The sequence below is a fragment of the Desulfovibrio biadhensis genome (assembly GCF_055388615.1).
The window spans coordinates 1,502,401-1,518,601 of sequence record NZ_AP042477.1 but is presented as its reverse complement, the minus strand read 5'-3'; the positions used below and the strand labels follow the sequence as shown (position 1 = coordinate 1,518,601).

The following is a 16,201-nucleotide window of genomic DNA, read 5'->3' as shown; positions in this document are numbered from 1 at the left end:
TTGTCGGCGGAGGCCATAACTTTTTCAGAAACCAAGGCTAAAAATAGCACACCTTGACTGCTGCATTTCAAGCTTTATGAGTTTTTCGTCCAGCCGGCTATTTTTTCAGGGTATTTCTCCATATATTTCTTTGCTGCGTCAGCGGGCTTCATACCATCCTTGATCCAATTCATTACCTCTGCCATATCATCGGGGGACCATTGGAAGTTGTCTAACACCTCATACACATGAGGCATATCTTTTTTGAGCCCCTTGCGCACCAAAGTCAGGATAGCACCGTCGGAGGCCTTACCATATACATTTTCAGGATCTTCCAAATATTTAAGGTCCCAACGCCCCCACATCCAATGGGGAGTCCAGCCAGTAACCACACACCACTTTTCCTGTCGGATGCAATCCTGCAGAGTAGCGGTCATCATGGCACCAGTGGAATCCATTAGTTCGAAGTTGTCCAGCCCATATGTATTCATGGCATTTTCAGTTTGCTGCATAACGCCCGCACCGGGATCAATGCCAATGATATCATCATCGAACTTCTCTGCCATGTCGTTAAGTTTAGCAATGCTGTCCACCTTCACATAGGCAGGAACCACGAGACCGCTTTGCACGCCTACCATGTTCGGCCCAAGATTCTCCAAACGACTGGCCACAGCCTTGAGGTTATCGCGCTGGATGGGTTGCCAGGAAGCAAGGGTTCCATCCACGTCGCCTGAAGCCACTGCCATGTACATGGGGCCCACAGAAACTGGAGTTAGTTCCACTTCATAGCCTTCCTGCTCTAAAATAGCCTTAATAAGATTGTGTGACGCCACTTCCGACGACCACTCCACATAGGCTAATTCAACTTTCGCCTTGTTTTCTGCATGTAAGGTTGGGGCTAAGCACATGCCTCCCAAGACAAAAGCCAAACCGCAAATACTAAGAAAATGAACAATCTTCATTTTTCCTCCATTTTAACTACTTGTTTTAATTACTCCACACGTGATCGACAACTTCAAATTGCGTGGACATGCTCAGTCTGCTAATTCTTCTCCCCTACTTTTGGACAGATCATAGACGACCAAGCTTTGTGACCGCTCCAAAATGCGAAGACTACGCATCTTGCTTTTTTATGAACAACAAAGAATCATCATGATTATGAGAACGATCGGCACTGCATGAAACAGAATCTCGACATCCACCTTCTCCGCAGCTTTCTGGAGGTTGCTTCCAATGCCAGCTTCACAGCTGCCAGCAAAAATCTTTGCCTCACCCAATCAGCAGTCAGCGCACAGATTAGACGCCTGGAGAAGCAGCTTGGAGTCAAGTTGCTCTGTCGGGACAACAGAAACGTCCGTCTAACTGAGGCAGGTGAATTATTGCTCAACCACGCAAAGAGAATTTTAGCCATAAACGACGAAGCATTCTGTGACCTGGACGTGGTGGGCCGGGTTCAGGGCACGGTCCGCCTGGGCATCCCGTCAGATTATGCGGCACACCTTCTCCCTGTGGTCCTGGAGCGATATGGAAGCCAATACCCTGATGTACAATTGGAGCTTTTTTGTGAACTATCTGTAGATTTACTTGGATTATTACATAAGGGTCGCATCGACTTGGCACTGCTTACACGCCAACGCAATTCGCAGGGGGGCGAACTAATCCGTAGCGAACAGCTTGTCTGGGCAGGTGCGAAGAACAAAGAAGCGCATTTGCTACACCCATTACCTTTGGCTCTTTTCCCCCCGGGTTTTTGTATTTTCCGTGAGAATGCTCTTGCTGCGCTTCACAAGGCGGAGCGCCCTTATCGACTGGTATGCACCAGCCGCAGCCTCTCAGGAATCCGTGCAGCTGTTTCTGCCGGCCTGGCGGTGACTGTAGTAGCAGAGCATACCCTTTCATCAGAAATGCAAGTATTTGGAACTGCTGAGGGGTTGCCGCCCTTGCCAAAAATTGAAATCGCCCTACATACGGCATCTGCTGTTATGTCACCTGCTGCATCCACATTAGCCCGGTTTTTTCAAGAGACACTGGGAAGAAACGTAAACGACTGCTCGACTTCTCAAAGCCTTTTTGCAGAAGGCAATGCCACGCCCGGTGCATACACTAATTATAACAACCAATGATCCACCTTGGTTATCCATAACACCGGTTGATGCCACAAAAAAGCCCGGAGCATGCGCTCCGGGCTCAACAGAACCAAGATACAGGGTGTAAAGACTATGCCCTGTGCAACATCCTTTTCCTGATGCTGAGGGCGAGCAGCCCTGACCCCAGCAAAATCCAGGTACCAGGCACTGGGACTGCCGCCACAGTGGGGGTCAATTGCAGACTTGCAATCAGTCTGTTGGCGTTGACCAGGTCCACCCCTGAAGAGAACAGGGTAAGCATCAACGCCGACCCAAACTGGTAGTTACCGGGCGCCAGAATCCCTGTGGAGGAGCCCGTTTCAGAATGCGCAGCATCGGAAACCGCGCTGTAAAGGTCTTCCAAGGTATTCATATCCCTCAGATAAGATCTGCCGCTCCCATCTGAATAGTTCGTGAAAGTACCAGAGAAGTCGTACTGGTAGTAGCTTGTCGTGGAGAAGTTAATCTGGAAATCGTTGTTCGACGTGGCCCAAGTATTTCCATAAGGCCTGATGACACTTCCCAGCATTTCGATGGAGAATTCCCCTGTCGTATCATTTTCTATCCAGCCAAGAGAATCCGCATTGACAGAAAAAGATATGCTCGCCGAACTTGTCGCTACACCATCGTTGCCGCTGGCCGCGGACCTGATGGCTCTATCGTAGTAGGAAAACAACCCCGCCGGAACACCTGCAGTATCGTTATCAAAGCCTGGGGGCGCTCCAACATATGTTTGCATGCCGCCCCCGCTGGCACCTGTAAGATAAATGCTCGCATGTGCGTTTGAACCACATGCCACGGTCATCAACACAAAAGCTGTAAACAGTGTGAACAATTTTCCAAGGTCCTTGGGCATAGAAGCTGTTTTGCGCACCAGATTTCTCCTGTGGAGTTAGTGGCTAAACGTCCGCAAACAGGCACTATTTGTGAATACTGCAACACTTGCACCCGTTACAAGCCTCACCCTTTTTTTATGCCGGGGCACCTCCTAAAGGTATAGTTATCATTGCCAAGATGGTTTGATTAGCCTATATTTGTAAGTTATACCTTAAAGCTTTTATACCAGGAGTCAAATTAAAGTACGTTAATTATAAATAGGCTTGTTAATATTTATTAGCAAGTTTCACTTTTTTTCACATTGCGGTTGAGACAGTAACTACCTATTGCTATACAGACCAGAGCAACTATTGTACTACTAAAACAGATCATACTACCAAGCCTTTTCGGGTTCATACGTAAAGCAGTAAACGTATGCCGCTACCATACAATAACCTTTTGTGAACTCTCTTTACCAGAATGAAATAATTAATTTTATACAAATCTCACAAATTACAAGGTAAACCTGTCAGATACCCCCATGTTTTAAATGACCGTGTTAATGAGCGTCGTCATAAAGGACAGAAAAAAATGACGGAGAATAGGGATATACCTTATATCGCCATTGCATTGCCAACATACAAAAGACATGAATTACTTATCCGTGCCATAAATAGCATAAAAGAGCAGACCTATACGGATTGGAAATGCTGCATAGCGGATGATGACACAGCGACAGGTAAGGAATGGAACGAACTCGTTCTGCTCTGCCAGGAGGATGCACGGTTCATTATTGCGAAGAACACAGGCCCGCATGGGCAGGTTGGCAATACAAACGCAGCCCTGACCATGGCGCGTGACACAGGCGCCCCCTGGATTAAATTGCTCCACGATGATGATGAACTTGGTGCTGACTGCCTGGAGATTTTTGCCAAAGCAACAAGATTAGTTTCCGACATTGCAACCATTTCTTGTGGCGAGGAACTATATGTTCACAACCGCCTCACCAAGCAATCAGTAAAAAATGGAAACAATACTGCTTTTTTCATTGAACAGAAATATGTTCATCTTGGAATGTATTTACAGGACGATGTGGGGGGCGGAACACCCTCGCAAATGATGCTACCCAGCAGTCTGTTGAGCAAGGGTGTCTGGTTCAAAGAGTACGATGGCATCCAATTCGGCGTGGATTCCATGTTTTTTTGTGATGCATGCAGACATGGAGGATCACTTGTGATCAACCGCCCCCTCGTTATACGGCACCAAGGGCACGAGACAATCACCAGCATAGTACCGGAAGAAGCCCTGGACAAAGAATATTACCGCATGCGAGAGCATCAATTGCAATTTATTGATCCCTCGCTCAACCCACCGTCCCTGGAGACCATCAGCGCCTTTTTAAAGATTATACGCGCTCTAAACCGCTTCACCAGAAGGCGCTTCACCGAAGGGTTGAAACTTACGGCAGCAGCAGGGGCAAACGGCAAAGCATGGTCCCTGGCCATCCGCTGGGGAGCCCGCAGGCTCTTTCCTGGAAAATTCCACAACGTTCCACGCCAGCACATGAAATTCTGATACAGCCACAGCACCTGGCGGGTGAAAGCAGAGAGATGCGTCGTACGTTTTCAGACCGGACAAAAGGCGCCACCCCGAGAGATCATTACACCGTTAACGCCGCCATCACACATGGGGCAGTTCTACGGTAAAGGTGCTGCCTTCGCCCTCGGCGGAGGTAACGCCTATGCGCCCTCCGTAGTGTTCCACTATGTTCTTACAGATGGCCAGCCCCAGGCCTGTGCCCTTTGGCTTATCCTTATCTTGTTGTTCAACCTGAAAAAAACGCTGAAAAACATTTTCCAGGTTTTCCTTTTTTATGCCTATGCCATCATCCTTGACGGAAATGCGTAGTACCCCTTGTTCACCCCTTTCGACCCGAATATCGATTGAACCTTGAGGCGCGAACTTCATGGCATTGCCCACAAGATTTATTATCACCTGTTGGAATCTGTCACGGTCAATCATGACGTTCGGTAAATCGTCCTCAATATGGAGCTCCAGGGAGCAGTCAGAGGCATCACTCACCCCCATGACCTTAATGGCATTTTGCACCGTTTCACCAAGGTCAAGACGTTCGTCACGCCACTCCATGCGCCCTGATTCAATTTTGTTCAGATCCAGAAGGTCATCTATCAACCGGGTCAGTCGATCGCCTTCCTGTTCGATGATACTCAAATTCTCGAGAATCCTGCGCGCCTTTGGATTGTCGACCAACGCAACTAACGCAGCCTCTTCGCCATTTCTTATATCTTCCTGTGAAAGTTCAAGAAATTCCTTGCAGAAATCCTTGCGTACGATCTTTACAAATCCCCGCACAGAAGTAAGGGGGGTGCGTAGTTCGTGGGAGGCAGAAGAAAGAAACGCATTGCGAAGCCTGTCCATTTCCATCAGTTTTTCATTGGCCTGGCGCAATTCCATGGTGCGCAGGGACACCTGGCGTTCAAATTCGTCTCGCGAGCGGAGCAAATCCCTTTCCGCCAGCTTCTTTTTCGTGATGTCGTGAAAAACAGCGACGAGATGGTCATCACCAGAATTATCATCCGTTACCTTGAAGATGGAAAGCGTGTCCGCATAGGATTCGCCATTCTTGCGGGTGTTCCAAACGTCGCCTGACCAATGCCCTTTTGTTTCAAGGGCGGCCGCAATTGTATCGTGCAACTGATCATCAGCCAGGCTCGATTTCACATCGCGCAATTTCTTACCGATCACTTCATCAGCTGCATAGCCGGTCACTTTCTCAAAGCTGGCATTGACACTCACTATTTCACCCGCAGCATTGATGATGGCTATGCCTTCTATGGAGACTTCAAAAACCTTTGCGGTCAATTGCAGGTCTTTTTCAGCCTGAGCGCGTTGCTCCATCTCCCTTAAAAGCGTCTTGTTTACCGCCTTTAAGCGTTTCTTCTGGTTTTCCACCTCTGCAAGCAAATCATTGAACGCTGTTACAACAGCACCAAGCTCATCGTTTCTTTTCAACGGTATGGGATCATACTTGTTTTTCCCAATATTGCCGGCAAGAGATTCCTTAAGGCGCATTAAGGGCACAGCCACAATAAGATGCAGCGATAGCCAGATGGTCAATCCCAGCACCAAAATCACTGCTAGTATGCTTACAACGTTTTCCAACCGTCTTTGACGCAGCATGGATTCTACACGCCCATCATGATAAACAACTCTTAATTTACCTATGGTGTAAAGATCATCACCTGCCTTGTGAACGAGAGGTTTTACGCTTTCTATAGATGTATCGTATGGCCCTGTTTTTTCATTTTCAACATGTGCAATCATTTCACCGTCTGCATCGTACAATTCTGCACGCAGCAGATCATCATTGTGCATATAGCTATGCACCAGCTTCTCTACAACATTATTTTCAAAATTCCAGACAGGGCCTGACAACTCAACCGCCTTGCTGGTCGTAAAATTTTCCAAACGTAGATTAAGGTCTTCTACAGCCTGCCGCTCCATTTGGTTGAAAAAGATAAATACAAGCAATAATGCCGTGCAAAGGCAAGCCAGAATGACAGGAAGAAGTATCTTGATGAAGATATTCAAGGGGACTTTTTTATGATATACTATGGACACAGTATTGTTTTGACAGGTACTTTTAGTGCAGTAAAACGCGAACTACTGCAACGAGTTTATTTTCAACTCTAGATTCTCTACACGCTGCAGCTTCTTTTCCTCACTCAATGCCGGGTCATTCCTTGTCTCAAGCAACTCTTTGTAAAGCTTCAATATCCGCACGGGTACAAGCTGCGAGTCATCAGAGCGCCGGAACCCCGACCAGTTGAGTCCCTCAAGCACTTTTTGCTCCTTAGCAACGCGCGCAGCAGTCGCCCCTTCTTTTTGCCCATAACTTGCGAAGAAGGCAGCTGTTTTCTCTTTTATTGCGTCGGGGAGCGACTGCATCCAGACAATCGGATCCGAGGGAATCAAGGGCGATGTCCAAATGACCTTTATGGCCTCATATTCTTCAGGAAAACGTTTTGCAAAGCGTTGCAGGTCAGAACTATTGCTTGTGGCGACATCAACCTTCTTTACAAACACCGCATGAAAATTGTCCTCGTGCCCTGCCTGGGTCATCCGCTTGAAGGCAGTGGTGGGGTCAATCTCGCGTTTGGCAAAGATATAATAGCCAGGGACAAGCGAACCGGAAGTGGAATTGGGGTCCCCCATGCCGAATGTCAGGTCTTCGGCCTTGCTGAGCACTGCATCAAGATTCTTGAGTCCCGAATCTTTTCGCGCAATGAGGTGGGAGTAATAGCCATTTTGCCCATCTTTGTTGATGATCTGGACGCCTACCTCTGCGTTCGCCCTGTCTACGGCTTCAATGGCCCCCTTATTACCCAACCAAGCCATGTGGGCATTTCCCTGCCGCAGCGCCCAGATAACCCCGGCGTAATCATCGTAAACCATCCCAGTAACTGGCCTTTGCAGAGCCTCGGAAAGATCATCAAGCAAAGGGCGCCACATGGCCAGTACGGCGTCCTCAGAACTTCCAGAGGGAAGGCCGAAAACCAATGCATCTTCACTTGCTGCCCAAGATGGCTGTAAGGCAAATGTAGCTGTAATCACACAAAACAGAAGCAGGGTCTTCATCAGTTGCACTTCCCAATGCTAAAGATGCGTCCAAATGGTTCATCCTGGCTCACTATATATCCCGCCTAAGAAACATAACTTTGTGTCATTTGTATTGCAGATGTAACAATCTAGGAATACGAGGCTTTCCTAGTCCCTTCTGCGCAATGAAAAACGGCCCAGGGTTGCATCCTGAGCCGTTCTGTTCGCAACACATCAGAATAATAACTACACCAAAAATACGCATCATTCTGGTGGCAATGCATCACCCTTGGTAGTAGGAAAAGCGCCCCTCTTTTTGGTCGAAGGTCACAGAAGCAAGGGTATAAGTGTCTTCCAGCCCCAAGATGCGCACTGACGACCAGTTCTGCCAATAAAAAAGGCCGGGTTTTGAGGAACCCGGCCCAATGAGAGCAAAGAGACGCCTGTCCTAACTTTTCACTTTGCGGCGAACAGCAATCAGTCCGAATAAACCAGACCCCAACAACCACACACCGGCAGGAACAGGGGTGGCTGCGACATCAGTACCGTAGACACTCAGGGTCGCGTCATAAAGCTTAAAGGAGTTGCCGCCCCAAGCTTCATCAGCAAACCAGAGATAGAATTGACCACTGGACACCATGTCGCCAAAGGTATCAACATCATTATAGAATCTGAAAGTCTGTTCATAAACATTGGAACCTACCCTGGCCATATCGAGCAAGGTGTTACTGTCGCCCGGCCTTACCTGCCAGTCCTCTGGGACGGGTATGAACCCCAGGAAGTAGTTATAATCATCGGTATCAGAAAAATTGAGCGTGAGCTCAAAGTACTCAATCGAAGGGCTGGTCACGCCCGCACTGAAGTTGAAAAGATCATAAAAACGGCCGGATGAGCTGTCACTGACCTGCACGTAATCTGAATACAACGCATCAGTACCACCTGGGTCGGTTTTACCTGCGCCAAGCCCGTAGTCATGATAAACAGTAGTAAGCAGATCAGCATGGGCGGCCCCTACTCCCAACGGACCCGAGACGAACCCAAAGGCGAGCAACAGAGTAAAAATAATTGTAAGGATATAATTTTTCATATGACGCCTCTCTGCATAAATGTCCAAAGTTATTCTCAATGATGAACATCCTGGTATCTGTATCAGTACCCAGCTTCCTAGCAATCTACATGCCACATTGCGAACACTATAATTTCAGATAGTTAGAATTGAAGCTCATTTTTTTGACCTACCATTCTCCGATAAAACCAGAGATACAATACTCATGTCTGAAAAAAACAGACATCTTTTTCTTGAAAGATTTAACAATATAAAACTATCAGCTACAACACATTTGATCCAAAAATAGAAAAGCTGGCCAGCTAGCAACAATACCAACAGGCATATTGCATAGTCGATACTATCATTCTGCATATCATCAATATTCAAGTCATTTGAGGGAACACTTCCTTCTATTTGACGCCCTGCTAACGAAGTATAGTAAATGTCCACATCTATTGCACATCTATCCAGCATGCTTCCTAGATAGTTTTTACACCACCAAAGAATTCATAATCGCTTTTACAATGCATTCTTTCAACCAATTACTTTACCCTTCAACTATAATACAACTTTACAGTTCACACATATTTACCACCACGAAAAGTATTCCAGCATGCAAGCACTTCAGCCAATGCACACGCGTTGTTCCTGTACACTATGGGCAAAAACCCCTTACTGGGGCGCGGATTGAATCCACCACCGCAAAGGCCGGTCACTTCTGCCTAACGTGCCCCCGCAGCCCGCAGCCCGCAGCCCGCAGCACACTGCTTGCATTTTCAAGGTGTAGGCAGAAGGAAAGATAAGGGCGCTACTCCCCTGCGCCACCAACCGCAGACAGTGAGGCCGTGGGGTTTAGCCAGGCGAAGTATCCTTTGGAGTCGTCGCCTTCCCCTCCCAACACGGTTACAGTAGCGGTCCTTCCCACTATCAACTGCACCTTGTCTGGGTTATCGTCGATGGCGATACGAACCGGAATGCGCTGGGCCAGGCGAACCCAAGAAAACGTGGGTTCCACAGACGCCAGCAGTCCTGAACCGCTACTGTCCTGATCCTGAATGCCCCCTGCAATACTGACCACATGACCGAACATCGGCTTGTTTTCGCCCATCACGTCTATCCTGACCCGGTCCTTGCCATGGATGCGCCGTAGCTTGGTTTCCTCGAAGTACCCCGCGACATAATATGATGTTACATCCACCAGCGCAGCCACGGGTTCCCCTGCATGCGCATAGTTACCCGGTCGCAGGGAAAAGTTCGTCAGTACGCCGTCCACCGGCGCCCTGACCTGGGCCCGCTCCAGATCAAGCGAGGCCAGTTTGAGCCTTGCCAGTGCGGTCTCGTAAGCCGAAGCGGCCTGTTGCAACTCGGTCTTGGCCTCCTGCTGCCGCTGGGGGCTGACCACCTTACTCGACGCAAGGGAGGTGTAGCGGGCGTAGTCTTTTTGGGTCAGCGCCAGCGTCGCCTGGGTACGGGCCACCTCGGCTGCGGCCTGTTCGCGGGCCAGCGAGTACCGTTTGGTATCGACATGGAACAGGATGTCGCCCCTATGTGCGCGCTGGTTGTCCTCGACCAAAACCTCTGTGACCAGCCCTGAAACATCCGGGGTAATCTGGACGATATCTGCACAGATGCGCCCGTCCCGCGTCCAGGGAGCATCCATGTAAAACCGCCACAAATGCAGCCCGAACCACCCCGCGCACACCAGCATGGACAGGGTGAACAGAATCCGGCCGCTGTTTTTCATAATACCTTTCATTGCAAGTACCTGCTATAGACCATGACGTTCACCCCCAGCAGGGTGACGTACAGGGCGAGATTGAAGAGTGGCCGGTGCCAAACCAGCCTGTAAACACCGACCCTGGCCAGCAATTTGACCAGGCAAAGATTCATGGCCAGGGCAATGCAGGCCAAAATCGCCAGCTCCGGCACAAATACACCATATATGTTGACCACCTGCATTTCACACCTCCTGCAGTGGTTTCAGGAGCATTCCTTGCTCCGGCAGCGCAGAATGCACGGGGGCGATACACACCTGAATGGACAGCAGCAACGCCAGCATCCGCCGATGGTTCGCCCTTCCGTCATCCTGAAAAATATGCGTCCAGCACTGTTGCAGACTTGTCAGTACTGCCCCCCTGTCCTCCAGTGGCTGTCCCTTTCGATAAAACCCGGCCATTTCATGACACAGGGCAGTCACGGAATTGCGAACACCGGTCGATGCGTCGGAAGCCAACTCCTGCAAGCGGTCCAGGTTCTTGCCAAGCCGGAGATCGCGAAGCAAATCGTACTGCCGTACCCGGGAATCGGCGGCTATGGCCACCTGTCGGGATGCCCAGAGCGAAACCAGATCGAGCAGCCGCTGCAGCTTCCGGTCATGATTCGGGCTGGAAGAGCCCGCCACATTCGCAACGATACGCCACCCAGCCCGGAGCAGATAAAAGGAGCGTGTTTCTGCACCTGCTGTTTTGACCAGGGTGATGATTACAAGGCAACAGAAAACCCCCAGCACCAGGCCCACATCCGTCATTACCATCCTGCTGAAATCCAGGCTGATCCTGTCATGCAGGTTGACCATGAGGGGCAGGAAGATACAGAACAGCATGCTCGTGATACGCTGACCTGGCGTTTTTCGCATGGCGCCAACGGGAAGCATCACCAGGCCCAGAACGGCAACCAGGGAGGCAAAATCTGAGATGGAGGTGAGGACCGTGAAATTGAGGGCCAACGACACCACTGCTGTCAACACCAGCGCAGTCACTGTTTTACGCAACAAAAACGCAGGATTGTCCATCCCGATCCAGCGACAGCAGAATACGCCTGAAATCTGCGTGATAAGCATGCCCGCGCTCCAGCCTGAACCGATCCAAAACGCCATGGGCGCTGCAATGGCCAGCGCAGTAGCGCAGGCCGCGAGCACTGCCTGCCCATGATCACGGAACACCCGAATGCGGGGCGCCTGCGAAAGGAATTGTTCTGAACGAGGGGAAACCATACCCCGGCAGAGGTCGTCATGAAGGACCGAACACTCGTGCCACACCTTGATGAACAACCCCACCCGCTGCGCCAGGCTGGAAACCAGCAGCCCGGAGCCAACCTCGGCCAGGGCGCTCTCCTCCAGGTGCTGCGCCTTTGCAGACAGACTGCTCGTTTCTGCCGCATCAACACACCGCCCCTCGCGCACCCACGCCTCCACGTCCGCCAGCAACGCAGCCAACTCGGGATGTTGCGCATCCGGGTGAAACCCGATCTGCATAACATGATCCTCGATTGCCGAAAGAACGGGGGGCAACAGGCGCATCCGATCCTGAATCCCGGACAAAAGCTTGACCAGCGCCTGATGGTGGGAGGCATCGTAGGCCACATGCGCCACTAATTCTCGCATGGATACAATGCCCCCTGTCAGGGTCTGCCATTCCCGTCTGGTCTTTTCCACGTCCATTTGATCGCCCTTGAATACGTCGAGGGCGAGGGCCTTGCAGTTTTCCCTCCAGGCGGTGATCTGCTTTGTCACCACCGGGCCCACATGGCTCGGAAAAATGATTTGATTGACCAGGATTGCACAGATGATCGCAAGGCCAATCTCTTCCACCCGTGAAACGGCCATGGGAAAGACATCCCCCGGCGTTTCGACGATCGGCAACCCGGCCAGCAGGACAGTATAGCCTGCAAGCTGAAACAAATAGCCACGCGGCGTCCTGTCCAACTGGGAGACATAGGCGCACAACGAGACCCAAACAATAATGGCGGCGGAAAGCAGCTCGGGTGAATTGACCAGCAACGGCACCATAACCACGGTCATGATCCCGCCAATGACGGTGCCAACCAGACGGTAAGCGCCCTTGGACGCGCTGGTGCCTGACAGCGGCGTGGTCACTATGTAGACCGTGCTGATGGCCCAGTATGGGTGTTCGAGGTCGAAATACAGGGCAAGGCCAAAAGCCAGCATCGCCGCAAGAAACGCCTTCGCGGAATGAAGTTCGTTGGAAGAAGACATGTCGGGAGCTTATTTCTGGGGGTCAAGCTTCCCTGAAATGGCGATGTCGACCTTGGCGAGCAACCGCTCGGTGGCCTCGATATCTTCCAGACTCACGTCCTGCAAGATTTCTTCACGCAGAGTTTTGCGGATATCCACGATCCGGGCGGCCAGATCGCGCCCAGCCTCGGAAAGAAAAATCAGCTTGGCCCGCCTGTCTGTGCTGTCTTCCTTGCGGTAGACCAGCCCGTCCTTTTCAAGAGCGTCCAGCACCCGCACCACGGCTGTGTTCTCCACACCCAGCCGCTTGGCCAGTTCGTGCTGCCGGATGCCATCGCCGTCCTGCAGCAATGTGGAAAGGGGCAGTACCGGGATATTGCTCAACCCCTGCTCCGTCATCATCTGCCGAAACAGCCGCTTCCACGACTGCCCGACAGCTATTATTCCAAGTCCAATTTGCGAATTACGTTTTGTGTCAAATTCATTCATTGTCATTTAATGACATATCATCTAATTTTGGTCAACTAATCAATAATTCACTATTTCTCAATGTATTAGTAAGTTCAAATTGAAATCAAAACAAATAAAACTGTAGTTGACAAGCATCGCAAGTGGATGGACCTCAAAGATGACAGTTAACACTTTTTCATTATCAACACGACAATAGGCTGAAATCTCGAACTTTGTATAATGATAAGTAGCTAGCGCGTTTTTCCACACGTGCCCTTTAGTGACTCTAAATCATCGCCGATCTCAGCCCAACAGACTGAAAGTTAGCCACTTTTCTGGTTGTAAACATCTTCTATCTTTAGACAATGCTGCGATTCAAAACCCACTAAAGACAATTGTCACCCCACAATTTTATAATATTATCAAACTCAACAATTAGACTAACCACCCTATTAAGTATTTGTTTATTTACTTTTTATATTATACCCACTCCAAATAGAGCAATCTCAAAATGAAAATCAAAAATTCGATTCAGTTCAAACGCTAAAAACGAGCATGAAATACTACATTTGCAACATTAAAGAAGCACCTGACCTTATAGACGAAATTATTACCCTTGGTGATAGTCAAAAGAAAACCCTTGGTTTTTTGCCAGAACTTGCTTTTTGTGATTATGCCGACAAGGGCAATATCCTTGTGGCTGTCGCTGAAAGTGGGAAGGCAGTCGGCTACGTCCTTTTCGCTTACAAAAGAAACCTCGTTTGTCGTCTTACGCACGTCTGTGTCCATCCCGATCACCGCAAAGAAGGAGTTGCAGCGGCATTAGTCTCTAAATTGGAAGAACAAACCGCGCAAATGAGGTGTATTACCCTTAAATGCCGACGTGACTATGGAATTGATCTATTTTGGCAAAAGAATGGTTTCACTGCTATCGGTGAAACCAAAGGCCGGGGTAAAGAGCAAAATACGCTGACAAAATGGGAATACAGTATGCAACCGACCCTTCTTGCTCTAGCACCTGAGATTGGTAGGGTTATGGTTGTAATAGATTTAAATATCGTAATTGCTGCAAAGGTTGAGGGCGATAAGGAATGTGAATCCTACTGTCTTTTACCTATGCAGACGAAATAGACTACCGAATTTCGAAACATTCCTATAACGAAGTTATTAAAAACGACTGCGAAGAAAGTAGAAATGCCACAAGGCAATTCCTTGACTGTTTTAGCCGCGTGGAAGATTGTCCTGACCACCAACTAGCATCCGACCTTCTTAGGGTGCTAGGTGAAAAAAGGATAGATGATGCACACCAAATTGCATCTGCTATATATAACAATGCTTTTTCTTTCATCACAAATGATATGCATTTAATACGGTGTTCTAAAAATATTACGCTCCTGTACGGAATACATATCTACAGCCCTACAGAATTTATAATTAATTATTGTAGTGGTGTTGGTCGTGATTTGTACTATCCAGCCTCATTGCCACAGTCAGAAATTTGTTTTCGACCAATTACTAACTTTACTTTAGAAGATTACTTCAAACGCTACAAAGGATACCAAGAAAGAAAAAATCATTTTAAAAATAAGGTGACCATTAAAAAACCTGATGTTACAGAATATTCTTTTGTTTCGATAGAAATTGAAGGCATTGAGGTTGGGTTATACGCATCCTTCTTGAAAGAAAAATTGATGGTTATCAATTTACTTCGTTTAGATAAAAAGGCTTTGCATAAATATACTATCAGTTCTCATATTATTGAAAAAATTCTTCAGGGAGCTGTCGAGAATGGCATATGCCAAATAGAGTTTATTGATACTGAGTGTGGAAAGTTAGTTGAAACAGGTTTGCTGGATGCAGGCTTTGAACACTTTCAAGATAGGTACATTAAGCCAATTGGCAGGGGCTTTATCACCGCAAACGAGGCCTTGAAACTAATTGGGATGAAAGAAGTTGAAAGCGACTTGACTAAGGAGACTCTCTTTGATTTAGAAAGATTATTTTGGCCAGCTAAGATTCAGGAACTGTCCTTACCAGTATGCATCCTCCCGATTAAGCCCAGGTGGGCACGAGAGCTTATCACTTCTAAGGACTCTCAAATTTCCCTTTTTGGAGTTCCCGAAAAAATTCTTCAAACTCGAAGAGTTTATTATCGGTCTTCTAGACAAAGTAATTTAATTCAAGCTCCAGGAAGAATCCTCTGGTATGTAAGCGGCGACAGTAATTTCGGATCGACTAAGTGTGTTGTGGCAACATCGTTGATTGACGAAATTGAAATTGCTCCTGTAAATAAACTCTTTCCAAAATACGAACGATTTGGGGTCTATAAATGGAAAGATGTCCTTATGGCTGCAAAAAACAACGCTGAAACAAATATCATGGCGATCACGTTTTCGAAGACTGAAGTGTTTAAAAATTTTTTAGGGCTTGGTCAGGTCAAAAGGATTATTAAAACTTGTGAGAGCCGGAATTTAAACATTGTTTCCCCCTATGCAATAAGCCAAAAAACCTTCAAAGAAATTTACATATCGGGTATGGATGTCTAAAGATATTTCAAGCGTGTTGCTGTCGATAAAAGACAGGTATGTGCAATTAATTCTTAAAGGAGAGAAAACAGCTGAAGTCAGAAGGCTATTTTCTCCCCGAAAACGTGTTTCCCGCGTGTATGTTTATGTCCCCTCTCCGCGGATGGAGGTCGTTGGCTATTTTGACATTAAGCTTGTCCGTAAAATGCCGATTGATGAACTCTGGGCCGAATCAGGTAAAGAAACAGCTTTATCCCCTCAGGAATTTTTTCTGTACTTTTCTGGGAGAAAATATGGCATTGCGATTCACTTTGACAAACTCAACCTACTAGACAAAAGTAAAAGCCTGAGACAGCTCAAAAAACGGCTTTCGAAATTTCATCCTCCGCAATCATTCATATACGTCTCTCAAGAAATGGAACGCACTCTATTGGAGTAGTGGCTTACAAATGTTAGGGGTTTCGGCGTGAGGAAAACAGCAACAATTTAATAATTTAAAATAATTTACGCCGTTACCAGAATAACCTCGAACATCAACGCTCCAAGCTCGCCTGGGTTTGTGTCCAATTCGTACCAGGGGGTTGAGGTAGGTGGAAATGTTGCCGGTTTTGTTGGCGTCCAGGATGCCGTTGCCCGCATCTGACTGAAACAGCGCAACAAGTTA

The 16,201-nt window shown here is 48.2% G+C and carries 14 protein-coding genes; 5 read left to right on the top strand and 9 right to left on the bottom strand.

The features are described from left to right. Positions 1-74 precede the first annotated feature (74 nt). On the bottom strand, positions 75-941 hold the full coding sequence (locus tag ACZ5EH_RS06650) for a glycine betaine ABC transporter substrate-binding protein (protein WP_464277346.1): 867 nt from the start codon (positions 939-941) through the stop codon (positions 75-77). Positions 942-1,157: 216 nt separating this feature from the next. Here ACZ5EH_RS06650 and ACZ5EH_RS06645 point away from each other — a divergent pair, with 216 nt between their 5' ends. After that, positions 1,158-2,102: a LysR substrate-binding domain-containing protein gene (locus ACZ5EH_RS06645; protein WP_464277345.1), complete on the top strand. Its 945-nt coding sequence runs from the start codon at positions 1,158-1,160 to the stop codon at positions 2,100-2,102. A 94-nt stretch (positions 2,103-2,196) separates the two neighbouring features. On the opposite strand, the gene ACZ5EH_RS06640 is transcribed toward ACZ5EH_RS06645, so the two are convergent. Further along, positions 2,197-2,844, bottom strand: coding sequence for a PEP-CTERM sorting domain-containing protein (locus ACZ5EH_RS06640; RefSeq protein ID WP_464277344.1), 648 nt, complete (start codon positions 2,842-2,844; stop codon positions 2,197-2,199). A 668-nt stretch (positions 2,845-3,512) separates the two neighbouring features. Here ACZ5EH_RS06640 and ACZ5EH_RS06635 point away from each other — a divergent pair. Further along, on the top strand, positions 3,513-4,496 hold the full coding sequence (locus tag ACZ5EH_RS06635; RefSeq protein WP_464277343.1) for a glycosyltransferase: 984 nt from the start codon (positions 3,513-3,515) through the stop codon (positions 4,494-4,496). Between the two features lie 105 nt (positions 4,497-4,601). Here the strand turns inward: ACZ5EH_RS06635 and ACZ5EH_RS06630 are convergent, their stop codons facing one another. From ACZ5EH_RS06630 to ACZ5EH_RS06600, 7 genes are all read right to left on the bottom strand, one after another. Continuing rightward, positions 4,602-6,317, bottom strand: coding sequence for a PAS domain-containing sensor histidine kinase (locus ACZ5EH_RS06630; RefSeq protein WP_464277342.1), 1,716 nt, complete (start codon positions 6,315-6,317; stop codon positions 4,602-4,604). Positions 6,318-6,605: 288 nt separating this feature from the next. Continuing rightward, positions 6,606-7,580, bottom strand: a complete 975-nt coding sequence (phnD, locus tag ACZ5EH_RS06625; RefSeq protein WP_464277341.1) for a phosphate/phosphite/phosphonate ABC transporter substrate-binding protein — start codon at positions 7,578-7,580, stop codon at positions 6,606-6,608. Positions 7,581-7,989: 409 nt separating this feature from the next. Beyond that, a complete protein-coding gene (locus ACZ5EH_RS06620; protein ID WP_464277340.1) occupies positions 7,990-8,628 on the bottom strand; it encodes a VPLPA-CTERM sorting domain-containing protein in 639 nt (212 codons plus the stop codon). Positions 8,629-9,397: 769 nt separating this feature from the next. Then, positions 9,398-10,345 (bottom strand): efflux RND transporter periplasmic adaptor subunit, encoded by a 948-nt coding sequence (locus tag ACZ5EH_RS06615; RefSeq protein WP_464277339.1) that lies wholly within the window; start codon positions 10,343-10,345, stop codon positions 9,398-9,400. Next, entirely contained in the window at positions 10,342-10,548 is a 207-nt protein-coding gene (locus ACZ5EH_RS06610) for a DUF1656 domain-containing protein (protein WP_464277338.1), read from the bottom strand. Before ACZ5EH_RS06610 ends, ACZ5EH_RS06615 begins: the two co-directional genes overlap by 4 nt. A gap of 1 nt (position 10,549) precedes the next feature. After that, a complete protein-coding gene (locus ACZ5EH_RS06605) occupies positions 10,550-12,583 on the bottom strand; it encodes an FUSC family protein (protein WP_464277337.1) in 2,034 nt (677 codons plus the stop codon). A gap of 9 nt (positions 12,584-12,592) precedes the next feature. After that, positions 12,593-12,946: a MarR family winged helix-turn-helix transcriptional regulator gene (locus ACZ5EH_RS06600; RefSeq protein WP_464277336.1), complete on the bottom strand. Its 354-nt coding sequence runs from the start codon at positions 12,944-12,946 to the stop codon at positions 12,593-12,595. 621 nt (positions 12,947-13,567) lie between these two features. On the opposite strand from ACZ5EH_RS06600, the gene ACZ5EH_RS06595 reads away from it, so the two are divergent. The 3 genes from ACZ5EH_RS06595 (at position 13,568) to ACZ5EH_RS06585 (ending at position 15,976) form a co-directional block, all read left to right on the top strand. Continuing rightward, entirely contained in the window at positions 13,568-14,143 is a 576-nt protein-coding gene (locus tag ACZ5EH_RS06595) for a GNAT family N-acetyltransferase (RefSeq protein WP_464277335.1), read from the top strand. Positions 14,144-14,241: 98 nt separating this feature from the next. Next, a complete protein-coding gene (locus ACZ5EH_RS06590; RefSeq protein WP_464277334.1) occupies positions 14,242-15,558 on the top strand; it encodes a hypothetical protein in 1,317 nt (438 codons plus the stop codon). Then, positions 15,551-15,976, top strand: coding sequence for an ASCH domain-containing protein (locus ACZ5EH_RS06585; protein ID WP_464277333.1), 426 nt, complete (start codon positions 15,551-15,553; stop codon positions 15,974-15,976). Before ACZ5EH_RS06590 ends, ACZ5EH_RS06585 begins: the two co-directional genes overlap by 8 nt. The last annotated feature ends 225 nt before the right edge of the window (positions 15,977-16,201 follow it).

Excerpts from the sequence above, each read along its gene's own strand:
- ACZ5EH_RS06650 (WP_464277346.1), bottom strand. The coding sequence starts at position 941 with ATGAAGATTGTTCATTTTCTTAGTATTTGCGGTTTGGCTTTTGTCTTG.
- ACZ5EH_RS06645 (WP_464277345.1), top strand. The coding sequence starts at position 1,158 with ATGAAACAGAATCTCGACATCCACCTTCTCCGCAGCTTTCTGGAGGTT.
- ACZ5EH_RS06640 (WP_464277344.1), bottom strand. The coding sequence starts at position 2,844 with ATGCAAACATATGTTGGAGCGCCCCCAGGCTTTGATAACGATACTGCA.
- ACZ5EH_RS06635 (WP_464277343.1), top strand. The coding sequence starts at position 3,513 with ATGACGGAGAATAGGGATATACCTTATATCGCCATTGCATTGCCAACA.
- ACZ5EH_RS06630 (WP_464277342.1), bottom strand. The coding sequence starts at position 6,317 with ATGCACAATGATGATCTGCTGCGTGCAGAATTGTACGATGCAGACGGT.
- phnD (WP_464277341.1), bottom strand. The coding sequence starts at position 7,580 with ATGAAGACCCTGCTTCTGTTTTGTGTGATTACAGCTACATTTGCCTTA.
- ACZ5EH_RS06620 (WP_464277340.1), bottom strand. The coding sequence starts at position 8,628 with ATGAAAAATTATATCCTTACAATTATTTTTACTCTGTTGCTCGCCTTT.
- ACZ5EH_RS06615 (WP_464277339.1), bottom strand. The coding sequence starts at position 10,345 with ATGAAAGGTATTATGAAAAACAGCGGCCGGATTCTGTTCACCCTGTCC.
- ACZ5EH_RS06610 (WP_464277338.1), bottom strand. The coding sequence starts at position 10,548 with ATGCAGGTGGTCAACATATATGGTGTATTTGTGCCGGAGCTGGCGATT.
- ACZ5EH_RS06605 (WP_464277337.1), bottom strand. The coding sequence starts at position 12,583 with ATGTCTTCTTCCAACGAACTTCATTCCGCGAAGGCGTTTCTTGCGGCG.
- ACZ5EH_RS06595 (WP_464277335.1), top strand. The coding sequence starts at position 13,568 with ATGAAATACTACATTTGCAACATTAAAGAAGCACCTGACCTTATAGAC.
- ACZ5EH_RS06585 (WP_464277333.1), top strand. The coding sequence starts at position 15,551 with ATGTCTAAAGATATTTCAAGCGTGTTGCTGTCGATAAAAGACAGGTAT.